The organism is Microbacterium sp. EF45047 (assembly GCF_028472845.1).
GTDB classification, from domain to species: Bacteria; Actinomycetota; Actinomycetes; order Actinomycetales; family Microbacteriaceae; genus Microbacterium; species Microbacterium neungamense.
Map to the genome: position 1 here is coordinate 279,703 of NZ_CP069429.1, position 21,253 is coordinate 300,955.

At 72.3% G+C, this 21,253-nt stretch carries 22 protein-coding genes and 1 tRNA gene; 19 read left to right on the forward strand and 4 right to left on the reverse strand.

Translation table 11 applies throughout. The annotated features are described in order from the left end of the window. Nucleotides 1-5 precede the first annotated feature (5 nt). Nucleotides 6-992 (forward strand): tRNA lysidine(34) synthetase TilS, encoded by a 987-nt coding sequence (gene tilS, locus JRG78_RS01355; protein ID WP_259607234.1) that lies wholly within the window; start codon nucleotides 6-8, stop codon nucleotides 990-992. A 36-nt stretch (nucleotides 993-1,028) separates the two neighbouring features. Here tilS and JRG78_RS01360 read toward each other — a convergent pair whose 3' ends face one another. Further along, nucleotides 1,029-1,601, reverse strand: a complete 573-nt coding sequence (locus JRG78_RS01360; protein ID WP_259607235.1) for a DUF937 domain-containing protein — start codon at nucleotides 1,599-1,601, stop codon at nucleotides 1,029-1,031. Between the two features lie 157 nt (nucleotides 1,602-1,758). On the opposite strand from JRG78_RS01360, the gene hpt reads away from it, so the two are divergent. The 10 genes from hpt to JRG78_RS01410 all read left to right on the forward strand — a co-directional run bounded on the left by hpt (nucleotide 1,759) and on the right by JRG78_RS01410 (nucleotide 10,501). Next, nucleotides 1,759-2,310, forward strand: a complete 552-nt coding sequence (hpt, locus tag JRG78_RS01365) for a hypoxanthine phosphoribosyltransferase (protein ID WP_272653518.1) — start codon at nucleotides 1,759-1,761, stop codon at nucleotides 2,308-2,310. Nucleotides 2,311-2,487: 177 nt separating this feature from the next. Then, nucleotides 2,488-4,503 carry an ATP-dependent zinc metalloprotease FtsH gene (gene ftsH, locus JRG78_RS01370; protein ID WP_272653519.1) on the forward strand — a complete coding sequence of 672 codons (2,016 nt, stop codon included), beginning with the start codon at nucleotides 2,488-2,490 and terminating at the stop codon, nucleotides 4,501-4,503. A gap of 1 nt (nucleotide 4,504) precedes the next feature. Next, a complete protein-coding gene (gene folE / locus JRG78_RS01375; RefSeq protein WP_259607237.1) occupies nucleotides 4,505-5,146 on the forward strand; it encodes a GTP cyclohydrolase I in 642 nt (213 codons plus the stop codon). Then, nucleotides 5,143-5,991, forward strand: a complete 849-nt coding sequence (folP, locus tag JRG78_RS01380) for a dihydropteroate synthase (protein WP_259607238.1) — start codon at nucleotides 5,143-5,145, stop codon at nucleotides 5,989-5,991. The genes folE and folP overlap by 4 nt, the downstream gene beginning before the upstream one ends. Then, nucleotides 5,991-6,359 (forward strand): dihydroneopterin aldolase, encoded by a 369-nt coding sequence (folB, locus tag JRG78_RS01385; protein WP_272653520.1) that lies wholly within the window; start codon nucleotides 5,991-5,993, stop codon nucleotides 6,357-6,359. The genes folP and folB overlap by 1 nt, the downstream gene beginning before the upstream one ends. Further along, entirely contained in the window at nucleotides 6,359-6,937 is a 579-nt protein-coding gene (gene folK, locus JRG78_RS01390; protein ID WP_272653521.1) for a 2-amino-4-hydroxy-6-hydroxymethyldihydropteridine diphosphokinase, read from the forward strand. Before folB ends, folK begins: the two co-directional genes overlap by 1 nt. Continuing rightward, the gene (locus JRG78_RS01395) at nucleotides 6,934-7,398 is read left to right on the forward strand and encodes a DUF3180 domain-containing protein (RefSeq protein ID WP_272653522.1); all 465 of its coding nucleotides are present in this window, start codon (nucleotides 6,934-6,936) and stop codon (nucleotides 7,396-7,398) included. Before folK ends, JRG78_RS01395 begins: the two co-directional genes overlap by 4 nt. A gap of 22 nt (nucleotides 7,399-7,420) precedes the next feature. Continuing rightward, entirely contained in the window at nucleotides 7,421-8,032 is a 612-nt protein-coding gene (locus JRG78_RS01400; RefSeq protein ID WP_442927381.1) for a PH domain-containing protein, read from the forward strand. Continuing rightward, nucleotides 8,029-9,798 carry a PH domain-containing protein gene (locus tag JRG78_RS01405; protein ID WP_259607242.1) on the forward strand — a complete coding sequence of 590 codons (1,770 nt, stop codon included), beginning with the start codon at nucleotides 8,029-8,031 and terminating at the stop codon, nucleotides 9,796-9,798. The genes JRG78_RS01400 and JRG78_RS01405 overlap by 4 nt, the downstream gene beginning before the upstream one ends. Before the next feature lies 1 nt (nucleotide 9,799). Further along, nucleotides 9,800-10,501, forward strand: coding sequence for a DUF2520 domain-containing protein (locus JRG78_RS01410; RefSeq protein WP_272653523.1), 702 nt, complete (start codon nucleotides 9,800-9,802; stop codon nucleotides 10,499-10,501). A gap of 61 nt (nucleotides 10,502-10,562) precedes the next feature. On the opposite strand, the gene JRG78_RS12650 is transcribed toward JRG78_RS01410, so the two are convergent. Further along, nucleotides 10,563-10,676, reverse strand: coding sequence for a hypothetical protein (locus tag JRG78_RS12650; protein ID WP_432806426.1), 114 nt, complete (start codon nucleotides 10,674-10,676; stop codon nucleotides 10,563-10,565). Nucleotides 10,677-10,886: 210 nt separating this feature from the next. On the opposite strand from JRG78_RS12650, the gene lysS reads away from it, so the two are divergent. Next, nucleotides 10,887-12,431 carry a lysine--tRNA ligase gene (gene lysS / locus JRG78_RS01420; RefSeq protein WP_272653524.1) on the forward strand — a complete coding sequence of 515 codons (1,545 nt, stop codon included), beginning with the start codon at nucleotides 10,887-10,889 and terminating at the stop codon, nucleotides 12,429-12,431. An 89-nt stretch (nucleotides 12,432-12,520) separates the two neighbouring features. Here lysS and JRG78_RS01425 read toward each other — a convergent pair whose 3' ends face one another. Next, entirely contained in the window at nucleotides 12,521-13,636 is a 1,116-nt protein-coding gene (locus JRG78_RS01425; RefSeq protein WP_272653525.1) for a DUF4192 family protein, read from the reverse strand. A 141-nt stretch (nucleotides 13,637-13,777) separates the two neighbouring features. Between JRG78_RS01425 and JRG78_RS01430 the strand changes: the two genes are divergently transcribed. From JRG78_RS01430 to JRG78_RS01440, 3 genes are all read left to right on the forward strand, one after another. After that, nucleotides 13,778-13,954: a hypothetical protein gene (locus tag JRG78_RS01430; protein WP_259607246.1), complete on the forward strand. Its 177-nt coding sequence runs from the start codon at nucleotides 13,778-13,780 to the stop codon at nucleotides 13,952-13,954. 99 nt (nucleotides 13,955-14,053) lie between these two features. Further along, nucleotides 14,054-15,508, forward strand: coding sequence for a cardiolipin synthase (cls, locus tag JRG78_RS01435; protein ID WP_272653816.1), 1,455 nt, complete (start codon nucleotides 14,054-14,056; stop codon nucleotides 15,506-15,508). Nucleotides 15,509-15,627: 119 nt separating this feature from the next. After that, nucleotides 15,628-16,362, forward strand: a complete 735-nt coding sequence (locus JRG78_RS01440; protein WP_272653526.1) for a hypothetical protein — start codon at nucleotides 15,628-15,630, stop codon at nucleotides 16,360-16,362. Nucleotides 16,363-16,574: 212 nt separating this feature from the next. Here JRG78_RS01440 and JRG78_RS01445 read toward each other — a convergent pair whose 3' ends face one another. Beyond that, nucleotides 16,575-17,573, reverse strand: a complete 999-nt coding sequence (locus tag JRG78_RS01445) for a diacylglycerol/lipid kinase family protein (protein ID WP_272653527.1) — start codon at nucleotides 17,571-17,573, stop codon at nucleotides 16,575-16,577. Nucleotides 17,574-17,637: 64 nt separating this feature from the next. On the opposite strand from JRG78_RS01445, the gene serS reads away from it, so the two are divergent. From serS to JRG78_RS01465, 4 genes are all read left to right on the forward strand, one after another. Then, a complete protein-coding gene (gene serS, locus JRG78_RS01450) occupies nucleotides 17,638-18,945 on the forward strand; it encodes a serine--tRNA ligase (protein WP_272653528.1) in 1,308 nt (435 codons plus the stop codon). Continuing rightward, nucleotides 18,942-19,748, forward strand: coding sequence for an HAD family hydrolase (locus JRG78_RS01455; protein ID WP_272653529.1), 807 nt, complete (start codon nucleotides 18,942-18,944; stop codon nucleotides 19,746-19,748). Before serS ends, JRG78_RS01455 begins: the two co-directional genes overlap by 4 nt. A gap of 123 nt (nucleotides 19,749-19,871) precedes the next feature. Next, a tRNA-Ser gene (locus JRG78_RS01460) sits at nucleotides 19,872-19,956 on the forward strand. Between the two features lie 19 nt (nucleotides 19,957-19,975). Continuing rightward, complete coding sequence (locus JRG78_RS01465) at nucleotides 19,976-21,253, forward strand: LCP family protein (protein WP_272653530.1); 1,278 nt, start codon at nucleotides 19,976-19,978, stop codon at nucleotides 21,251-21,253.

Here is a 21,253-nt window from a genome sequence, read left to right on the forward strand (position 1 = left end):
GTGGGGTGCCGTCGCTGAATCCTGCCATCGCCGAGGTGCGCCGCGCCGTCCGCGGTCCGCTCCGCACGTTGCCGGCCGGCTCGACCGTGATCGTCGCGCTGTCCGGCGGCGCCGACTCGCTGGCGCTCGCCGCGGCGACCGCGTTCGAGGCGCGGGGTCTCGGTCTCGAGGTCGTGAGTGTCACGGTCGACCACGGGCTGCAGCCAGGGTCGGCGGATGCCGCGGCCACCGCCGCCCGGAACGCCGCCGCCCTCGGCATCCGTTCCCGCGTGGAGCGGGTCGAGGTCGTCGCGGGTGCGGACGGGCTCGAGGCTGCGGCACGGGATGCTCGGTATGCGGCGCTGCGGCGCGCGGCATCCGCGGACCGAGCCCCGGTGCTGCTCGGGCACACCCTCGACGACCAAGCGGAGACCGTGCTGCTCGGGCTGGCGCGCGGATCGGGTGCGGCGAGCCTGCAGGGGATGGCGCCGGTGCGCGAGGACGAGGACGGGGTGCGCTGGCTGCGTCCGCTGCTGTCGGTGCGCCGCGCGGTGACCCGGGCGTTCTGCGCGGCATCCGGACTCGAGTCGTGGGAGGACCCGCACAACGCCGATCCGCGCTTCGCGCGCGTGCGGGTGCGGGAGCGGGTGATGCCGGTGCTCGAGGCCGAGCTCGGGCCGGGGATCGCCGAGGCGCTCGCCCGCACCGCCGAGCAGCTGCGCGAGGACGCCGAGGCGTTCGACGAGATGATCCACGAGACGATCGAGGACATCGTCGAGCACGCCGAGGCGGGGATCTCGGTGAGCGCGGCGGCGCTGGCGGCCAACCCGGCGGCGCTGCGGAACCGCATCATCCGGCTCGTCGTGCACAGCGAGTTCGGGGTGAGCCTGACCCGGCGGCAGACGCTGGAGGTGGCCCGGCTCGTCACCGACTGGTCCGGTCAAGGGCCGATCGACCTGCCCGGCTGCGTCGCCGAGCGCCGCGGCGGGCGGGTGGTGTTCACGGCGCGCTGAGCGGCGGTGGGGGTGCTCCGCGGCGGTGCGGGGTGCTCAGCGGCGGCCGCCGAACAGGCCCCCGAGGATGTCGCCCACGACACCGCCGATGCCGCCCGAACTGCCGGACCCGGTCGATCCGGAGCCGCCGCCGAGCAGACCGCCGAGACCGCCCAGGATGTCGCCGAGCCCGCCGCCGCTGCCGGCCTCGGACGAAGAGCCGGCGGTGGAGCCGCCCTTGCCCTTGGTCGCGTTCGCGATCAGGCCGAGGATGATCGGTGCGAGGATCGGCAGCAGCTTGCCGAAGTCGATGCCGCCCGCGGTCTTCTCGGAGGTGGTGAGGGTCTCCTCGACGTCCTTCTTCTTGTCGCCGAAGACGTGCTTCACGATCTTCTCGCCGTCCTCGCGGTCGACGTCGTCGACGCTCGAGGCGCCGGAGAAGCCTTCGTGCCGGTTCAGCGCCTGCTCGATCGCCGAGGATCCCTCGGGCGTCTCGGCGTTCTTCTGCAGACCGCCGAGCAGGGCGGCGCTGCCCTCCGCCACGGCCTGGCGCGCCACGTCCTGGCTGACGCCGAACCGCTGGGCGATGTCGTCGATCGGGACCTGCTTCAGGATCTCGTCGAGGTTCATGGGCTCTCCCTCCGCGGGCACCCGCCCGCCTCTCCGCTCACAGTAGCGCGCAGGGGGTGCGCGGGGGAGGGGGACAGGGGGCATCCGTCTGTGGCATACCGTCACGGGCACGAGGGTCTGTCACGGGGGCATCCGGGCGCTCGCCTAAAATCGATCCATGCGCGCTGCGGACATCCAGGACGACATCGAGAAGATCCTCGTCACCGAGGAGGAGATCCGCGCCAAGCTCGACGAGCTCGCCCAGCGCGTCGCCGAAGATTACGCGGGCAAGGACCTGCTGCTGGTCGGCGTGCTCAAGGGCGCGGTGATGGTCATGGCGGACTTCGCGCGGGCGCTGCCGTTCCACGCGCCGATGGACTGGATGGCGGTGTCGAGCTACGGCGCGAGCACGAAGTCGAGCGGTGTCGTGCAGATCCGGAAGGACCTCGACACGGCGCTCGAGGGCAAGCACGTGCTCATCGTCGAGGACGTCATCGACTCGGGCCTGACCCTCAGCTGGCTGCTGGAGAACTTCGCCTCCCGCGGCGCCGAGTCGATCGAGGTTCTGGCGCTGCTGCGCAAGCCGGAGGCGGCGAAGGTCGAGATCGACTGCAAGTACGTGGGCTTCGACATCCCGACCGACTTCGTCGTCGGCTACGGCCTGGACTACGCCGAGCGCTACCGCAACCTCCGCGACGTCGCCGTCCTCGCCCCCCACGTCTACACCTGACGCCTCCGCCCGCCCGCCGGCGCCCGCGCCCGCCCCACAAACAGACGCCGGGGATCGGGGGGCAGAGAGCGGGGGCGGCCGGCGGAGCGGGGGCGGGAGGAGCGGGCGGGAGGGGCGGTACGCCGTGGGTGAACGCACAGGAGACGCCTCGGGACCGGGCGGTACGCTGAATGCATCATGGATGTCAAGAAGATCTCCCGGAATCCGCTGATCTATGTGGCGCTGATCGGGCTCCTGCTGTTCGGCGGCTTCCTGCTGATCTCGAACCTCGGTGCACCCAAGCAGGTCACCACTCAGGAGGGCCTGGAGCTGCTCGCCGGCGACACCGTGACCAAGGTCGTCACCACCGACGGCGACCAGCGCGTCGACATGGTGCTCTCCAAGGAGTTCGAGGGCGCGAAGGCCGTCCAGTTCTACTACGTCGAAGCCCGCGCCGACGAGGTCGTGCAGGCGATCGACGCCGCGAACCCGAAGGACGGCTTCAACGACAGCGTCCCGCGTCCCACCTGGTTCGACGGCTTCCTGTCGCTGCTGCTGCCGCTCGTCCTCCTCGGCCTGCTGTTCTGGTGGCTGCTGTCGTCCATGCAGGGCGGCGGCAGCAAGGTCATGCAGTTCGGCAAGTCCAAGGCGAAGCTCGTCAACAAGGAGACCCCGACGGTCACCTTCGCCGACGTCGCCGGCGCGGACGAGGCGATCGAGGAGCTGCAGGAGATCAAGGAGTTCCTGCAGGATCCGGCGAAGTTCCAGGCCATCGGCGCCCGCATCCCCAAGGGTGTGCTGCTCTACGGCCCTCCCGGAACCGGCAAGACGCTGCTCGCCCGCGCCGTGGCCGGCGAGGCGGGCGCCCCGTTCTACTCGATCTCCGGATCCGACTTCGTCGAGATGTTCGTCGGCGTCGGCGCCTCCCGCGTGCGCGACCTGTTCACCCAGGCCAAGGAGCACGCCCCGGCGATCATCTTCATCGACGAGATCGACGCCGTCGGACGTCACCGCGGCGCCGGCCTCGGCGGCGGCAACGACGAGCGCGAGCAGACCCTGAACCAGATGCTCGTCGAGATGGACGGCTTCGACCCGAACGCGAACGTCATCGTGATCGCGGCGACCAACCGTCCCGACATCCTCGACCCCGCCCTGCTGCGCCCGGGCCGCTTCGACCGCCAGATCGGCGTCGACGCCCCCGACCTGAAGGGCCGCCAGCGCATCCTCGAGGTGCACGCCCGCGGCAAGCCGCTGTCGCAGTCGGTCGACCTCGAGGTCGTCGCCCGGAAGACGCCGGGCTTCACCGGCGCCGACCTGGCGAACGTGCTGAACGAGGCCGCGCTGCTCACCGCGCGCAGCAACGCCCAGCTGATCGACAACCGCGCCCTCGACGAGGCCATCGACCGGGTCATCGCCGGTCCGCAGCGCCGGACCCGCGTGATGAAGGACAAGGAGAAGCTGATCACCGCGTACCACGAGGGCGGTCACGCTCTCGCCGCCGCGGCGATGAACCACAGCGATCCGGTCACCAAGATCACGATCCTCCCCCGCGGCAAGGCCCTCGGCTACACCATGGTGCTGCCGCTGGAGGACAAGTACTCCGTCACTCGCAACGAGCTGCAGGATCAGCTCACCTACGCGATGGGCGGGCGCGTGGCCGAGGAGATCGTGTTCCACGACCCCACGACCGGCGCCTCGAACGACATCGAGAAGGCCACGAGCATCGCCCGGAAGATGGTCACCGAGTACGGCATGACCACCGAGGTCGGCCCGGTCAAGCTCGGCTCCGAGAGCGGGGAGATGTTCGTGCCCCGCGACATGCACCGAGGCCGCGACTACTCCGACAAGGTCGCCGAGACCGTCGACGAGCAGGTGCGCGCCCTCATCGAGCAGGCCCACAACGAGGCCTACCAGGTGCTCACCGAGAACCGGGACATCCTCGACCGCCTCGCCCTCGCCCTGCTCGAGCACGAGACCCTCGATCACCACCAGATCGCCGAGATCTTCACGGATGTCCGCAAGCTGCCCGAGCGGCCGCAGTGGCTCTCCAGCGAGGACCGTCCGGTCTCGCTGCGTCCTCCGGTGGAGATCCCGAAGCGGACGGATGCCGGCGTCGCCGCGCAGACCGCTGCGGATGCCACGACCAGCACCGGCACCGGCTCCCGGCCGACCGCGCAGCCCAGCGGCGGACGGGCCCGGCCGGCGACGGCCTGACGTGGCTGTCGACAGGGCGCGCGTCGAGCGGCTCACCCGTGAGCTCCTCGAGGCGATCGGCGAGGACCCGGAGCGTCCGGGCCTGAAGCAGACCCCGGCGCGGATGGCGGAGCTGTACGCGGAGTACTTCGCCGGCGTGCACGAGGACCCCGCCGCGCCGCTGGCGCGCACCATCAGCGTCGCCCGCGGCCCGGCGCCGGAGACGCTGCCGTCGGGGGCGGTGCTGATGCGCGACATCCGGTTCCGCTCGGTGTGCGAGCACCACCTGCTGCCGTTCGCCGGCCACGCGCACCTCGCCTACCTGCCCGGCGAGCAGGTCGTCGGCCTGGGCGCCCTGGTCAAGGTGGTCGAGATCCTGGCCGCGCGACCGCAGGTGCAGGAGCGCCTCGGCGAGCAGATCGCCGACACCATCGCCGAGAACCTCGACACCCGCGGCGTCCTCGTCGTGCTCGACGCCACGCACGGCTGCGTCACCATGCGCGGCGGTCGCCAGCCCGAGGCGTCCACGCTCACCATCGCCGCCCGCGGCGCGTTCGCCGAGCCGGCCGCCCGCGCCGAGCTCATCGCGCTCATCGGCGGGTCGCGGCCCGGCGGCGCCGGGCAAGGCGATGCCGCAGCGGGCCCCTCCGGAGGCGCGTGGTGACCGGCATCTGGGGCATCCTGAACATCACCCCCGACTCGTTCAGCGACGGCGGCCGCTACCTCGATCCCGGGATCGCGGTCGCGCACGCCCGGATGCTGCGCGCCCAGGGCGCGGCGGTCGTCGACGTCGGCGGCGAGTCCACGCGCCCCGGCGCGGAGCGGGTGCCGGAGGCGGAGGAGCAGCGTCGGGTGCTGCCGGTGATCGAGGCGCTGACGGATGCCGGCATCCCGGTCTCGATCGACACCCTGAACGCGTCCACGGCCGTCGCCGCCGTGCGCGCCGGGGCGCGGTACGTGAACGACGTGTCCGGCGGGCTCGCGGACGAGCGGATGCTGGCCGCCGTCGCGGACACCGATGCCGACGTGGTGCTCGGCCACTGGCGCGGACCGTCCAGCGACATGTACGCGCGGGCCCAGTACACCCGCGCCGCGCGGGAGGTCGCCGCGGAGCTGCACGACCGGATCGCGGCGGCCGCAGCTGCGGGCATCGCCCCGGCCCGCGTCATCCTGGATCCGGGGATCGGCTTCGCGAAGTCCGGGACGCAGAACTGGGAGGTGCTGCGCGGGCTGGACGAGATCGTCGGGCTCGGGCACCGAGTGCTCGTCGGAACGTCGCGCAAGCGGTTCCTCGGCGAGATCCTCGCCGCCGCCCCGTCGTCGAACGACGGCGCGGACGCTTCGACAGGCTCAGCGTCCGAGGCCGGCATCCCCCTCGCCCGCCGTGATCTCGCCACCGCCGTGACCAGCGTCCTGGCCGCGCGCGCCGGCGCGTGGGCGGTCCGGGTCCACGACGTCGCCTCCACCCGCGACGCCCTCGCGGTGCAGAGAGCCTGGGACGGAGCCTGATGGACTTCCTCGACGAGATCACCCTCACCGGACTGACCGTCCGCGGGCACCACGGCGTCTACGAGCACGAGCGCCGCGACGGCCAGGAGTTCCGCATCGACCTGACGCTCCGGCTGTCGCTCCGCGCCGCTGCGGCATCCGATGACGTCGCCGACACCGTGCACTACGGCGAACTGGCCGAGCGCGTCGCCGCGGTCGTCGCGGGGGAGCCGGTGAACCTCATCGAGACCCTCGCCGAGCGCATCGCCGACGTCGTGCTGCAGGACTCCCGGGTCGAGGGCGTGACGGTCACCGTGCACAAGCCGCACGCGCCGATCCCGCTGACCTTCTCGGACGTGTCGGTCACGATCCACCGGGGACGGTCGTGATGGACCGCCGGCTCACCCACCCACCGGCCTTCCCCGACCCGCGGCCGGGCCGAGACCCGGAGGTGGCGGTGATCGCCCTGGGCTCGAACGAGGGCGACCGCGGGGAGATGCTGCGCGCCGCCGCCGAGCGTCTGCGCCGGCTGCCCCTCGTGGACGAGCTGCGCATGTCCGAGCCCGTCGAGACGATCGCGGTGCGCGTGGACGGTCCCGATCCGGATGCCCCGCGCTATCTCAACGCCGTCGCGCTGATGACGACGCGGCTGGCACCCTCGGTGCTGCTCGGCATGCTGCACGCCGTCGAGGAGGAGCAGGGCCGGGTGCGCCGCGAGCGGTGGGGCGACCGGACCCTCGACCTCGACCTCATCGCCTACGGCGACTTCCGCAGCGATGCGGAGCATCTGCAGGTGCCGCATCCTCGAGCGGCCGAACGGCTGTTCGTGCTCGAGCCGTGGCTGAGCCTCGACCCCCACGCGGTGCTCCCGGGACACGGGCGGGTCGCCGACCTCGTGCGGTCGCTGCGGACGGGTTCGCCCGATGCGGATGCCGGGTCGGATGCCGACGGGGAGCGGCGCCGATGAAACGCACCGGCCCCGGCGTCCTGCTCGTGCTCGCGCTGCTGGGCGCCGTCGCGGGCTTCGGCTTCGACCACCTGCTCACCATCACCGGTCGGGCGACGTTCACGCCCTCGGTGTTCCTGCCGGTGCTGCTCCTGCTGCTCGCCGGAGTCGTGGTCGGCCTGGCCTGGCCGGTGCGGCGCAGCGTGCGCGACGGCATCCGCATCGACCCGTTCCGCGCCCTCCGGGCGGCCACCCTGGCGCGGGCGTCCAGCCTGCTCGGCGCGATCCTCGCCGGGTTCGCCGGCGGCCTGCTGGGCTTCCTCGTGACCCGGCCCGTCCCACCGCCGGTAGGGTCGACGGTGGCGATGCTCGCCCTCATCGTCAGCGCGCTGGTGCTGATCGGGGCCGCGCTCGTCGCCGAACAGTTCTGCACGCTGCCGAAGGATTCCGATGACCGAGAGCCCGACGACCCCTCCGAGTGATCCGAACGGCTTCGGCACCCCGGTGCCGCCTCCGCCGCCCGTCCGGGCCACATCCGTCCCCGAGGCGCCCGCCCCCGGAGCATCCGTCCCCGCCGCACCCGCGCCCGCAGGACTCGACGAGGGCACCTACACGCAGCTGCGCACGCCGCGCAGCCCCGGCGCCATCGCGCTGGACGGCACCTGGCACCAGATCTCCCCGCGCTACGTGGTGTCGCAGGTCGTGCAGAACATCCTGTTCCTCGTCGCGGTCGTGGCCGCCGCGGCGGTGCTGCACGTCTTCTTCGCGCAGACCTGGGCGTGGCTGCCCGGCGCCGCGCTGGTCGTGATCACGCTGGTCACCCTGGCGATCCTGCCGCGGCAGGCGAAGGCCATCGGGTACATGCTCCGCGAGGACGACATCGTCTTCCGCAAGGGCATCCTGTGGCAGCGGATGGTCGCGGTGCCGTACGGGCGGATGCAGCTGGTCGACATCACCCAGGGGCCGCTCGACCGCGCCTTCGGGATCTCGCAGCTGAAGATGGTGACCGCGGCCGCGACCACGGGCGTGCAGATCCCCGGGCTCACCCAGACCGCCGCGGAGGCGCTGCGCGACACCCTGATCGAGGTCGCCGAGACCCGCCGGACCGGACTGTGAGCGACCAGCGGCAGCCCGGAACCCTCGCGGCGCCGGCCGGCCTGCCCGAGGGCGGTTCGTCGTCGCTGGCGGACGGCGAATGGCACCGGATGCATCCGCTCACCCCGCTGTTCAAGGGCGGTCTGGTGCTCCTCATCGTCGGCGGCATCGCGATCGCGAACATGCGCGACCGCCTGATCGCCTGGTTCGTCAACCTCTTCGCGCCGGAGGAGGCGCAGTACGAGTACGGCGGCGACCCGTTCGACTGGGTCCTCGCGAACGACCTCATCCTGCTCGCCCTCGGCATCCTGCTCGCCGTCGTCGTCGTGCTGGTGATCGCGTTCTGGCTGGTCTGGCGCTTCCACCAGTTCCGCATCACCGGCGACCACGTCGAGGTGCGCAAGGGCATCGTGTTCCGCGCCCACCGGCGCGCACCGCTCGACCGGGTGCAGGGGGTGAACTTGACCAGGCCTTTCCCGGCCCGGCTGATCGGGCTGGGCAAGCTCGAGGTCGTCGGCGCCGGCACCGACGCCAACGTCGCCCTCGAGTACCTGTCCACCGGGACGGCCGAATCCGTGCGGGCCGACATCCTCCGTCTCGCCTCCGGAGCCCGGGCCGCGCGCAGCGAGGCTCAGGCGCGGGCCGAGGGGATGCGGCCGGGGGCGCCCGCCGGCACGACGCCGCTGCTGGAGACGGTGAACGCCGGGGTCGCCGGTCTGATCGAGGGCGTCGACCTCGCCGACGTCGCCCCGGAGAGCGTGGTCAAGATCCCGACCGGGCGCCTGATCGGCTCGCAGCTGATCGTCGGCGCGCTGTGGCTGCTGTTCTTCGCGGTGATCTTCGCGCTGGCGCTGGGCGGCATCGTGATCGGCGCCGTCAGTGACGGGGAGACCGCCATCGGGCTCATCGTGCTCACCGCCGGGCTCGGCATGGGCATCCCGCTGCTGCTGGCGAGCATCGCCATCGCCTGGGCGCAGATCTCGAAGTCGCTGCGGTACGCGATCGCGCCGACCCCCGACGGGGTGCGCATCACCTACGGCCTGCTCACCACCGTGACCGAGACGCTGCCGCCGGGCCGGATCTTCGCGGTCGAGGTGTCGCAGTCGCTGCTGTGGCGGCCGTTCGGCTGGTGGACGATCCGGATCAACCGGATGAGCGGCAAGAGCGCCGCGCAGCAGCAGTCCAGCAGCGCCCAGCAGTTCAACGTCGTGCTGCCGGTGGGCAACCGTGCGGACGTGGAGCGGGTGCTCGGGCTGATCCTGCCGGACGTGCCGGCCGCCGACATCCCGCTGATCTGGGAGCACGGGATCCTCGGCCCGGTGCCGGGCGACCCGTATCGGACCATCCCGCCGCGGGCCTGGTGGCGCCGGCCGGTGTCGTGGAAGCGGCACGGCTACGCGCTCACTCAGTACGGCCTGCTGCTGCGGCGCGGCACGGTGTGGCGCAAGCTCGCGATCTTCCCGCTCGCGCGCCTGCAGGGCGTCTCGATCTCGCAGGGACCGATCGACCGCGCGCAGCGAGTCGCCGAGGGGCAGGCGCACACCGTGCCAGGACCGGTGTCGGGCGTCGTCTCCGGGCTGGAGCGCGAGGACGCGATCGCGCTGCTGGACGGCGTGAGCCGGGCCGCCGTCGCCGCGGCATCCCGCGATCAGACCCACCGCTGGCGCGCGAACGGGGACGCGGTTGCCGCGTTCGGGTCGCAGAATGTGCCGGTATCCGGCGGGGAAAGCGGCACTTTTCGCGACCTGAGCGGGGAGTCGCCGGCCTCGAGTCCCGAGGGGTCCTGACGTGGCGGCGGGTGCGCGCCTCGGCGTCGGCATCATCGGCGCGGGTCGGGTGGGGCCGGTGATCGGTGCCGCGCTCGCCGGTGCCGGGCACGCGATCACCGGCATCACGAGCGGCTCCGACGACGAGCGCGCCTCCGCGATCCTGCCCGAGGTGCCCGTGCTCGACGCGCTCGAGGTGGTCCGCCGCAGCGAGCTCGTCGTGATCGCGGTGCCGCACGACGAGCTGCCGGGGCTGGTCAGGGGGATCGCGGATGCCGGAGGCTGGCAGATCGGGCAGCTCGTGCTGCACACCGACCCGGCGTTCGGCACGGACGTGCTCCGGGCGGCCGCGGAGAAAGGCGCGATCCCGCTCGCTGTGCACCCGGCGATCGCGTTCACCGGCACGTCGATCGACCTCCGGCAGCTGAGGGCGGCGTTCGCGGCGGTCACCGCGCCCGCCCCGGTGCTGCCGATCGCGCAGGCGCTCGCCGTGGAGCTCGGCTGCGAGCCGGTCGTGATCGCGGAGGCGGACCGCGCCGCCTATGCCGAGGCGATCACCACGGCGACGACGTTCTCCCGCTCCATCATCGGGCAGGCGACCGGGCTGCTCCGCGGCATCGGGATCGACAACCCCGGCGGTTACCTTTCGGCGCTCGTATCGTCCACCGTCGAGCAGGCGCTCCGGGACGCCTCCGACCCGCTGGGCCCTCCGACCGGGCTCTGAGGCCACGGGCAGCGGCGCCCAGCCGCGGAGGCGTGCAGATCCGGGGCCTCCGCGTTCGAGGCTAGCCGGCGCGGTCGTACCGTTCGCCGGGCAGGGTCACCGTCACGACGAGGCCGCCCTCGGGCCGGGACGCGAGCGCGACCTCGCCGCCGTGCGCCTGCACGATCGCGCGCACGATCGACAGCCCCAGCCCGACGCCCGGCGCGCCGGCCGTGCGCTCCCCGTCCTGGCCGCCACCGTGCTGGTGGGTATCGTCGCCGGCCTGTATCCGGCCGCGCGCGCCGCCCGCCTCTCGCCGACCGAGGCCCTGGCCGCCCCGTGACCAGCCGCAGGCGGGGGAGCGGCGGTCGGTAGACTGGACGGGACTTCCGAGGAGCCCCCACTCATGACTGACGCGCCTGCGCAGACCGCCGCCCCCGCCGACCCTTCGACGCCCTCCGCCTCCGCCGAGGAGGACGTCTTCGAGCAGAAGGCGGTGCGGTTGGCCAAGCGCGAGAAGCTCATCGCGAGCCGCACGGATGCCGGTGGCGGCGCCTTCCCGGTCGGGGTGCCCGTGACGCACGGCATCCCGCAGCTGCGCGAGAAGTACGGCGACCTCGAGGCCGGGGCCGAGACCGGCGAGATCGTCGGCGTCGCGGGCCGCGTCGTGTTCAGCCGGAACACCGGGAAGCTGTGCTTCGCCACCCTGCAGGCCGGCGACGGCTCTCGCATCCAGGCGATGATCTCGCTCGCGAACGTCGGCGAGGAGTCCCTGGCGGCGTGGAAGGAGCTGGTCGACCTCGGCGACCACGTCTTCGTCCACGGAGAGGTGATCTCCAGCCGGCGCGGCGAGCTGTCGATCATGGCCGACGACTGGCGGATCGCGTCGAAGGCGATCCTGCCGCTGCCGAACGTGTACGCCGAGCTGAACGAGGAGACGCGGGTGCGCAGCCGCTTCCTCGACCTCATCGTCCGCGAGCAGGCCCGCACCACGGTGCGCGCCCGTGCCGCGGTGAACGCCAGCCTCCGGTCGACGTTCGCGGCGCACGACTATCTCGAGGTGGAGACGCCGATGCTGCAGGTGCAGCCCGGCGGGGCATCCGCTCGTCCCTTCATCACGCACTCGAACGCGTTCGACACCGAGCTGTACCTGCGGATCGCGCCGGAGCTGTACCTGAAGCGCGCCGTCGTCGGCGGCATCGAGCGGGTGTTCGAGATCAACCGGAACTTCCGCAACGAGGGTGCCGACTCCACGCACAGCCCCGAGTTCGCGATGCTGGAGGCCTACCAGGCGTACGGCGACTACCACCAGATGGCGGAGCTGACGCAGGAGCTGGTGCAGAACGCCGCGATCGCGGTGGCGGGGTCCACCACGGTGACGTGGGCCGACGGCACCGAGTACGACCTGGGCGGCGAGTGGGACCGCATCTCGATGTACGACTCGCTGTCCGAGGCGTCCGGCCGCACCGTCACGCCGAAGGACTCGGTGGAGGACCTGATCGCCTTCGCCGAGGAGCACGGCGTGGAGATCCCGCAGCACGTCACCCACGGCAAGCTCGTCGAGGAGCTGTGGGAGCACTTCGTCAAGGGCGGCCTGGAGCGGCCGACCTTCGTGATGGACTTCCCGGTCGACACCTCGCCGCTGGTGCGCGAGCACCGCTCCATCGACGGGGTCGTCGAGAAGTGGGACCTGTACGTGCGCGGCTTCGAGCTCGCCACCGGATACTCCGAGCTGGTGGACCCGGTCATCCAGCGCGAGCGGTTCGTCGAGCAGGCCAAGCTGGCGGCGAAGGGCGATGTCGAGGCGATGCGCGTGGACGAGGAGTTCCTGCGCGCGCTCGAGCACGGCATGCCGCCGTCGGGCGGGATGGGCATGGGGATCGACCGGCTGCTGATGGCGATCACGGGCCTCGGCATCCGCGAGACGATCCTGTTCCCGCTGGTGAAGTAACCGCGGACCGGCCCGGCGACCGGGCGTGGGTCCCCTCACGCCCCGGCGTTGCCGTACCGGGCTCACGCCCGCGCGTTCCCGCACCGGGCTCACGCCCGCCTCAGCGTCCATTCCGGCAGCATCGCCGCGGCGAGCACGGTGCGCAGCAGCGAGGCCATGCTGTGCTGCGGGTCGATCTCCAGCGCCTGGCGCAGGTACTCGGCGGCGTGAGAGGAACGGCCCAGCGCCCACGCCAGCCAGGCGGCCGCCACGAGCGCGCCGGGCCGGGCCGCGCGCGGCGCGCAGGTAGCCGCCCGCCGCGCCACCGACAGCGCACACCCGAGGCGGTCGGGGTCGGGGCGCGCTCCGCGCCCGAGGAACACCTCGCCGACGTCGTCGGGCACCGTGGAGCCCGCGTCGGCGAAGGCCAGCTGCGCGGCGAGGGCGCGGGTGCCGAAGGCCGCGTCGGTCGCCCACTGCACGATGATGGCGTCCCGGAACACCGGCCGGTTCAGACACCACAGCAGGGCGGCGCACGCGAACGGCGGCAGATCGTCCGGACTCTCCAGCACCGCCTCGGCGAAGGCCGGCACGTCGTCGAGCATCACCGCGGCTGCCAGCGCCTGCGGATTCTCCTCCGGGCCGGGGACCCAGGCGCCGCGCCGTTCGCGCTGCAGCACCGTGCACAGGTCGGCGAGGGCCCGCCCGACGCGCTCCGTCTCGGCCAGGTCGCTCGGCGGGAGCGCGGCTCCGGCGAGCTGGTCGCCGGAGACGTCGCCGACGCCGGGTACGGCCGGGGCGGTCGGGATCCCGTCGAGCGGGTGGAGCTCGGGCTCGTCGTCGCGGTAGTCGCCCCAGCCGCCGGGTGTGACGCACAGGGCTTCGACGATCCGCAGCGCCGCGTCGTCGGCCGCATCCAGCAGCGACTCCGCCAGTGCGAGCTGCGGCAGCAGCGGTCCGTCCGGCGTGCTCAGCGGCTCCTCGTCGGTGTACACGACGAGCGCGAGGGCGTCCACGCCGCCGATGCGGTCGACGAGCTCGATCGCGGCATCCGCGAACTCGTCCGGGTCGACGTCGGGATCGGGAAGGTCGACGCGCAGGGCGCCGTGCGTCCGCCGGCCGCGGAACGGCAGCAGGACGAGGCTCTGCCGGGGCGTGAACCCGGCGAGGGAGGGGACGAGGCCGAGGAGCTCGGCGGCATCGGTGGCGTGCAGAATCGTGCTCATGCCCGGAGAGTGTGCCGGAGCCGCCCGGCCCGCGGGCCCGGAAAGGGCCGTTGTGGATGACTTCGGGGCAGATGCCGGTCGGTGCAGAACGATCGGGTCGGCGCAGGGCCGCCGCTCAGCCGGGCCGCGTACCATGGAGGCGTGGACAACTTCTGGGTCGCGGCGCTCTGGTCGATTCTGCCGACGCTCGTCGTCTCGGTCGTGTTCGTGTTCGTGCTCCGCGGCATCCTCCGGTTCGACCGCACCGAGCGCAAGGCGCACGCGCGGATCGAGGCCGAGGAGCGCGCGGCCCGCGGCCTGCCCCCGAAGTCCTCCTGACGGCATCCGCCCCGCCCGAACGGCGCTGTCCGGGCATCCGGCTACGCTGAACCCAGGTGAGGCAACCGCGACGCGGGGGAGGGGGCGACGGTGTTCGACATCTCGACCTGGCCCTGGTGGGTCGTCCTCGCCTACGCCGTGGTCGACATCACGGTCCGCATCGTCGCGATCGTCACCATCCCGCGCAACCGCCGCCCCACCGCCGCGATGGCCTGGCTGCTGGCGATCTTCTTCATCCCGGTGTTCGGGGTGCTGCTGTTCCTGCTCATCGGCAATCCGAAGCTGCCCCGCGCCCGCCGCCGCAAGCAGGAGCGGATCAACGATTACATCGCCGACACCGCCCGCCACCTGCACTTCGGCACCCTGCGCCCGGACGCCCCGGAGTGGTTCCCGCCGCTCGTGCACATGAACCAGTCGATGGGCGCCCTGCCGCTCTCCGGCGACAACGGCGCCCGCCTCATCTCCGACTACCAGGCGTCCATCGACGCGATGGCCGAGGAGATCCGCCGCGCCCGGGAGTACGTGCACGTCGAGTTCTACATCCTGCAGGCGGACGCCTCCACCGACGGCTTCTTCCAGGCGCTGGAGGACGCCGCGGCCCGCGGCATCCCGGTGCGGGTGCTGCTGGACTACTGGGCCAACCGCTGGAAGCCGAAGTACCGACAGACCGTCCGCCGCCTCGAGGCGATGGGTGCCGACTGGCATCTGATGCTTCCGGTGCAGCCGCTGCGCGGCCGCATCCAGCGCCCCGACCTGCGCAACCACCGCAAGCTCCTCGTCGTGGACGGGAGGGTCGGCTTCCTGGGTTCGCAGAACATCACCGACTCCTCCTACAACCTGCCGAAGAACATCCGCAGGGGCCTGCACTGGGTGGACCTGATGGTGCGCGTGGACGGGCCGGTCGTGTCCAGCATCAACGCGGTGTTCCTGTCGGACTACTACGCCGAGACCGACCGGGTGCCCGAGGGGATCGACATCACCCGCGTGGAGACCGGCAGCGGCGACCTGGACTGCCAGATCGTGCCGTCCGGCCCCGGATTCGAGGTGGAGAACAACCTGCGGCTGTTCCTCACCCTGCTGTATGCGGCGCGGTCGAAGATCATGATCGTGAGTCCGTACTTCGTGCCCGACGAGGCGCTGCTGCAGGCGGTCACGGCCGCCTGCGACCGGGGTGTGCAGGTGGAGCTGTTCGTCTCGGAGGAGGGCGACCAGGCGATGGTCTTCCACGCGCAGCGCAGCTACTACGAGGCGCTGCTGCGCGCCGGCGTGCGCATCTGGATGTACCGCAAGCCGTACATCCTGCACACCAAGAGCCTCACGATCGACGACCAGGTCGCGGTGATCGGCTCCAGCAACATGGACATGCGCTCCTTCGGCCTGAACATGGAGATCTCGATGCTCGTCCGCGGGGAGGAGTTCGTGCGGGAGGTGCGCGCCGTCGAGGACGAGTACCGCGCGCTCAGTCGCGAGCTCACCCTGGAGGAGTGGCTGAAGCAGCCGCTGCGCTCCACGGTGCTGGACAACCTTGCCCGGCTCACCTCCGCGCTGCAGTAGCAGCGCCGGCCTCCGGGCATCCGAGCCGGAGCGCCGGCCTCCGGGCATCGGGGCCGGCGTGCCGACTCCGGGGGTCCGGGCCGGCTGAGACGGACGGCGCCGCCGTGACACTATCGAGTATGCGATTCCGACCTCTTCGCTCTGCGTTCGCGCTCGCGGCGGTGGCGCTGCTCGCCGCCGGATGCTCGTCGGGCCCGGCATCCCCGTCGCCGACGAGCACGGCCGAACCGTCGGCAGCGCCGACGGACGGCGCCGGCTCCGCTGCTCCCGAGGACCGTGACGCCGGGGACGTCGAGGCCGCCTGGCTCGCCGGCGGCCGGCAGTTCGCGGTGGTGACGTGGGGATCGTCCGGATGCGTGCCGCACGCGGAGGATGTCCGGGCGGAGGGGCAGACCGTGCACGTCGTGCTGGCGGATGCCGGGGCCGACCAGGTCTGCACCGCCGACTTCGCGCCGCGCGCGACGCCGGCCGCCCTGCCCGAGGGCGTCGACCCGACGCAGGACGTCGAGCTGCGCGTGACCTACGGCGACGTCGCGGATGACGCCGACCTCGAGGCGCTCGCCGAGGCCCCGTCCGGCCCGGCGGGTCACGAGCCGTCCGCGGGCCGGTTCGACGACCGCGGCATCGTGCTGCTCACCTGGGGGTCCTCCTCGTGCACGCCCGTCGTCGAGAGCATCGAGCAGACGGATGCCGGGGCCGCGGTCGTCTTCGCCGAGATCGACGGCGTCTGCACGATGGACTACGCCCCGCGCACCACGATCCTCACCATCCCCTTCGAGACCGACGACGACCGTCCCTTCGCCCTCGCCCTGCGCGGCGGCGGCCTCGAGGGCCAGGTCCCCGTCCTCCCCTGACCCCACCCCCACCCCACCCTCTCCTCACCTCACCCTCCCCCTCCCCCTCCTCACCTCACTCGTTTGGGGCGGATTTCCACGTTCGGGGCGGCACAGCACCGCCCCGAACGGGAGAATCCGCCCCAAACCCGGGGAGGACGGGTCGGGGGAGGACGGGTCGGGGGGCGGGTCGGGACGGGTCGGGGAGGAGGACGGGGCGGGGTGCCTCGGGGTCAGAAGCGGGTGGTGTCGTGGCCGGGCGGCAGCACGATGGTCAGGCCGCCCTGCTGGATGCGGCACAGCATCCGCACCGCCTCGCCGAACTCGTCGCCGTCGAGCTCGATCGACGCCGGCGTGGGCATCGCCGCCTCGGCCGTCCGCCCGCGCAGGTAGTGGATCGAGGCGTCCCGGCCGCGCCGCTCCAGCACACGCCGGCCTGCCCGGGTGCGCAGCAGCACCGAGTTGTCCCACCAGATCTTGCGCCACAGGCCCAGCCAGCCCAGCGGTCCGGTCGGCTGGATCACCGCGATGTCGAGGGTGCCGTCGTCGAGCGAGGCGTCCGGCACGAGGGCGATGCCCGCCGGCAGCGACCCGCAGTTGGCGAACAGCACGCTGTGCACCTTGGTGGAGTGCAGCCGCCCGTCGTCCACCTGGTACAGGATGCGGAACGGGCGCGCACCGGGCAGCGACCGCGCCGCCCCGTCGATGTACGCCACCCAGCCCACCGAGCGCTTCAACTCGGCCTTCGTGTTCGCGATCATGTCGGCGTCCAGGCCGACCCCCGCGAGCACGACGAACGCGTGCTCGGAGGAGGAGCCGTCCGGGCGGACCAGGGTCACCCAGCCGATGTCGACGGGGTGGCGGAAGCCGCTGAAGACGGCCTCGATCATCGCCTCCGGGCCGGCGAGCGGGAGGCCGAGGTTGCGGGCGAAGAGATTGCCGGTGCCGCTCGGCACCACCGCGAGGGGGATCCCCGTTCCCGCCATCGCCTCCGACACCGCCCGCACCGTGCCGTCCCCGCCGGCGACCAGCACCGCGGCCGCGCCGTCGCGGAGCGCCGCGCGCGTCGCCTCCTGCCCGGGATCCTCCACGCTCGTCTCGTAGAACCGCGGCGGCGCCCAGCCGTGCTGCTTCGAGTGCGCGAGCAGGGCGGCCCGCAGGCGCATCTGCTCCACCTTGATCGGGTTGTACACGAGGGCCGCGTGCGACCCCTCGTGCCCGGTGCTCTCCATGCCCGCAACTCTACGGCGGCCGCCGCCGGCAGGGCGTGTCACGGGCCGTCGATAGACTTGACCAATGATCGATCTCGCCCTTCTCCGCGACGAGCCCGAGCTCGTCCGACGCTCACAGATCGCGCGCGGGAACGCGCCCGAGACCGTCGATGCGGCGATCGAGGCCGACCGATCGCGGCGCGCCGCGCTGACCCGCTACGAGGAGCTGCGGGCCGAGCAGAACGCGTTCGGCCGCGTCGTGGCGAAGGCGCCCAAGGAGGACAAGCCCGCCCTGGTCGCTCAGGCCAAGGAGCTCGCCGAGAAGGTGAAGCAGGCGCAGCACGCCGCGAACGAGGCGGCGGATGCCGCGGCATCCGCCCTCGCCCGGATCGAGAACGTGGTGATCGAGGGCGTACCCGCCGGCGGCGAGGAGGACTTCGTCGAGCTGCGCCGGGTGGGGGAGATCCCGGCCTTCCCGTTCGAGCCGCGCGACCACCTCGAGCTGGGCGAGCTGCTCGGGGCGATCGACATGGAGCGCGGGGCGAAGGTCTCCGGCTCCCGCTTCTACTTCCTGCGCGGCGTCGGCGCGCGCCTGGAGATCGCGTTGATGAACCTCGCGCTCGACACCGCGCTGCGCAACGGCTTCGAGCCGCTGATCACCCCCACCCTGGTGCGGCCGGAGATCATGCAGGGCACCGGCTTCCTCGGCGAGCACGCCGACGAGGTGTACCACCTCGACAAGGACGACGACCTGTACCTCGTCGGCACCAGCGAAGTGCCGCTGGCGGGGTACCACAAGGACGAGATCCTCGACCTGTCCGCGGGGCCCCTCCGCTACGCCGGCTGGTCGACCTGCTACCGCCGCGAGGCCGGCTCGTACGGCAAGGACACCCGGGGCATCATCCGGGTGCACCAGTTCAACAAGCTGGAGATGTTCGTCTACACCACGCAGGAGGACGCCGAGGTCGAGCACGAGCGCCTCGTCGCCCTGCAGGAGGAGATGCTGACGTCGCTCGGCCTCGCCTACCGCGTGATCGATGTGGCGGCCGGCGACCTCGGCTCGAGCGCCGCGCGCAAGTACGACATCGAGGCGTGGGTGCCGACGCAGAACGCGTTCCGCGAGCTCACCTCCACGTCGAACTGCACCACCTTCCAGGCCCGCCGGCTCGACATCCGGTACCGGCCGGAGGTGGCGGATGCCGGTGAGGAGGCATCCGCCGCGCCGGCGAAGACGCAGCACGTCGCCACGCTGAACGGCACGCTGGCGACCACGCGCTGGATCGTCGCCCTGCTCGAGACGCACCAGCGCGAGGACGGCTCGGTGACGGTGCCCGAGGTGCTGCGGCCCTACCTCGGCGGGCTCGAGGTCCTCCGGCCGGTGTCGGCGGCATGACGGCGCGCGGCCTGGTCGCCCTGGACATCGACGGCACGCTGATCCTGCCGGACGAGACGCTGAGCCCGGGCGCGGCCGACGCCGTGGCGCAGGTGCGGGACGCCGGCTACGAGGTGCTGCTCGCGACCGGGCGCAGCTGGGCGGCGACCGCGCAGTTCGTCGACCTGCTGGGCATCACCAGCGACTTCACGGTGTGCTCGAACGGCGCGGTCACGCTCCGCCGCCGCGGCGGCGAATGGGAGCGCTGGCACGTGGAGACCTTCGACCCGGGTCCGGTGCTGTCGATGCTGCGGGAGCGGCTGCCCGAGGCCCGGTACATGGTGGAGCTCGGCACCGGCCAGCGGCTGTACACCGCGATGCTGGACGACTGGACGCTCGACGGCGGCCGCCAGGTGCCGTTCGAGGAGCTCATCGCGCAGCAGGTGTCGCGTGTGGTGGTCGTGTCGCCGCAGCACGACGAGGAGGACTTCAAGCGCCTGGTGTCGGAGGTGGGCCTGAACGAGGTCACCTACGCGATCGGCTGGACGGCGTGGCTCGACATCGCCCCGGACGGCGTCGACAAGGGCACCGCGCTGGAGCGGGTGCGTGCGGAGCTCGGCATCGCTGCGGACCAGGTGCTCGTCGCCGGCGACGGACGCAACGACATCGGCATGTTCGGCTGGGCGCTGCGCAACGGCGGCCGCGCCATCGCGATGGGGCAGGCCCCGGACGAGGTGCGGGATGCCGCCGGCGAGATCACCGGCCACGTCGAGGAGGGCGGGCTGGCCACCGTGCTCACCGGACTCGTCGCCGCGGCCCGCTGACGGCGGTGCCGGCGCCGCCCTCCAGGGCTTGCCCAGGTGCATCCGGGAGAATGGCAGGGACATCGGGCGTCCGCAGGGGACCGGATAGACTCGACCACTGATCGTCCGGCGCATGCCGGCCGAGGAGGGTTGTCCGAGCGGCCGATGGAGCTGGTCTTGAAAACCAGTGGGCAGAGATGTCCCGTGGGTTCGAATCCCACACCCTCCGCAGATCCGAAAGGCACCGAGTGAGCGAGTCGACCAGGCATCCCGTCGCCCGTCACGGCCAGCAGCGCACTCCGAGCGCCGCATCCCAGCTGATGAAGCTCATCGGCATCGGCCTGGCCGTGCTGCTCGTGAGCGGTCTGGGCGTCGTCGGGTTCGTGGTGGCCGGATGGTCGAACACGGTCAACGCGAACGCGGTGGAGCTGGAGGGGCAGAAGGACCTGCCGCCGGACATCGGCGCGTACAAGGGCGGATTCGACATCCTTCTCAGCGGCGTCGACACCTGCGAGGCGGAGATCGCGCATCTCTTCGGCGATCGCTGCAGCGGCCCCGACGCCAACGGCACCCTCAACGACGTGAACCTGCTCGTGCACGTCTCCGAGGAGCCGCGCCGGGTGACGGCGGTGAGCTTCCCGCGCGACCTGATGCTGCCGATCCCGGAGTGCACCGACGAGGAGGGCAACACCAGCGGCCCGATGCGCAAGCAGCCGCTGAACACCGCGTACGGCTACGGCGGGCTGAACTGCGTCACCAAGACGATCTCCGAGCTCACCGGCGAGGACATCGAGTTCGCGGCATCCGTCACCTTCGGCGGCGTGATCCAGATCACGGACGCGATCGGCGGTGTCGAGGTGTGCCTCGCCTCGCCGATCAAGGACTACCACACCGGCCTCGACATGGCCGCCGGGACTCACACCATCCAGGGCTACCAGGCGCTGCAGTTCCTGCGGACCCGCCACGGCGTCGGCGACGGCAGCGACCTCGGCCGCATCGGCAACCAGCAGCAGTACATGACCCGCCTGGTGCGCAAGCTCATCAGCGGCGAGGTGCTCGGCAACGTGCCGACGATGCTCAAGCTCGCCGACACCGGCATCAAGAACGTCGAGCCGAGCACGTCGCTCGCCGACCCGATGAAGATCGTGCAGATCGCTCTCGCCGTCAAGGACGTGCCGTTCGAGGACATCGTCTTCGTGCAGTACCCGACCTACACCGACCCGGACGACCCGAACAAGGTGGTGCCGGACGAGGAGGCCGCGACCGCGCTGTGGGATGCGGTGAAGGCGAACAAGCAGCTGCAGATCACCCACGAGGCGACCGAGAACGACGGCGTCGTGCTCGAGGAGGGGACCGCCGACCCGGCCGTGCCCGCGCCGGACGGCGAAGCGCCCGATGCCGGCGCCCCCACCGAGACGCCCGCGCCCGACGCCAGCGCCACCCCGGACGACGCGGTCGCGCTGCCGTCGACGATCCGCGGCAACTCCGCGGCGCAGCTGACCTGCTCCAACGGCAACGTGCGCTGA

Coding starts and splice junctions, on each gene's coding strand:
- JRG78_RS01455 (WP_272653529.1), top strand. CDS start 18,942: ATGACGGCGCGCGGCCTGGTCGCCCTGGACATCGACGGCACGCTGATC.
- JRG78_RS01395 (WP_272653522.1), top strand. CDS start 6,934: ATGAAACGCACCGGCCCCGGCGTCCTGCTCGTGCTCGCGCTGCTGGGC.
- hpt (WP_272653518.1), top strand. CDS start 1,759: ATGCGCGCTGCGGACATCCAGGACGACATCGAGAAGATCCTCGTCACC.
- JRG78_RS01425 (WP_272653525.1), bottom strand. CDS start 13,636: ATGAGCACGATTCTGCACGCCACCGATGCCGCCGAGCTCCTCGGCCTC.
- folK (WP_272653521.1), top strand. CDS start 6,359: ATGGACCGCCGGCTCACCCACCCACCGGCCTTCCCCGACCCGCGGCCG.
- JRG78_RS01440 (WP_272653526.1), top strand. CDS start 15,628: ATGCGATTCCGACCTCTTCGCTCTGCGTTCGCGCTCGCGGCGGTGGCG.
- folB (WP_272653520.1), top strand. CDS start 5,991: ATGGACTTCCTCGACGAGATCACCCTCACCGGACTGACCGTCCGCGGG.
- lysS (WP_272653524.1), top strand. CDS start 10,887: ATGACTGACGCGCCTGCGCAGACCGCCGCCCCCGCCGACCCTTCGACG.
- JRG78_RS01360 (WP_259607235.1), bottom strand. CDS start 1,601: ATGAACCTCGACGAGATCCTGAAGCAGGTCCCGATCGACGACATCGCC.
- JRG78_RS01445 (WP_272653527.1), bottom strand. CDS start 17,573: ATGGAGAGCACCGGGCACGAGGGGTCGCACGCGGCCCTCGTGTACAAC.
- ftsH (WP_272653519.1), top strand. CDS start 2,488: ATGGATGTCAAGAAGATCTCCCGGAATCCGCTGATCTATGTGGCGCTG.
- serS (WP_272653528.1), top strand. CDS start 17,638: ATGATCGATCTCGCCCTTCTCCGCGACGAGCCCGAGCTCGTCCGACGC.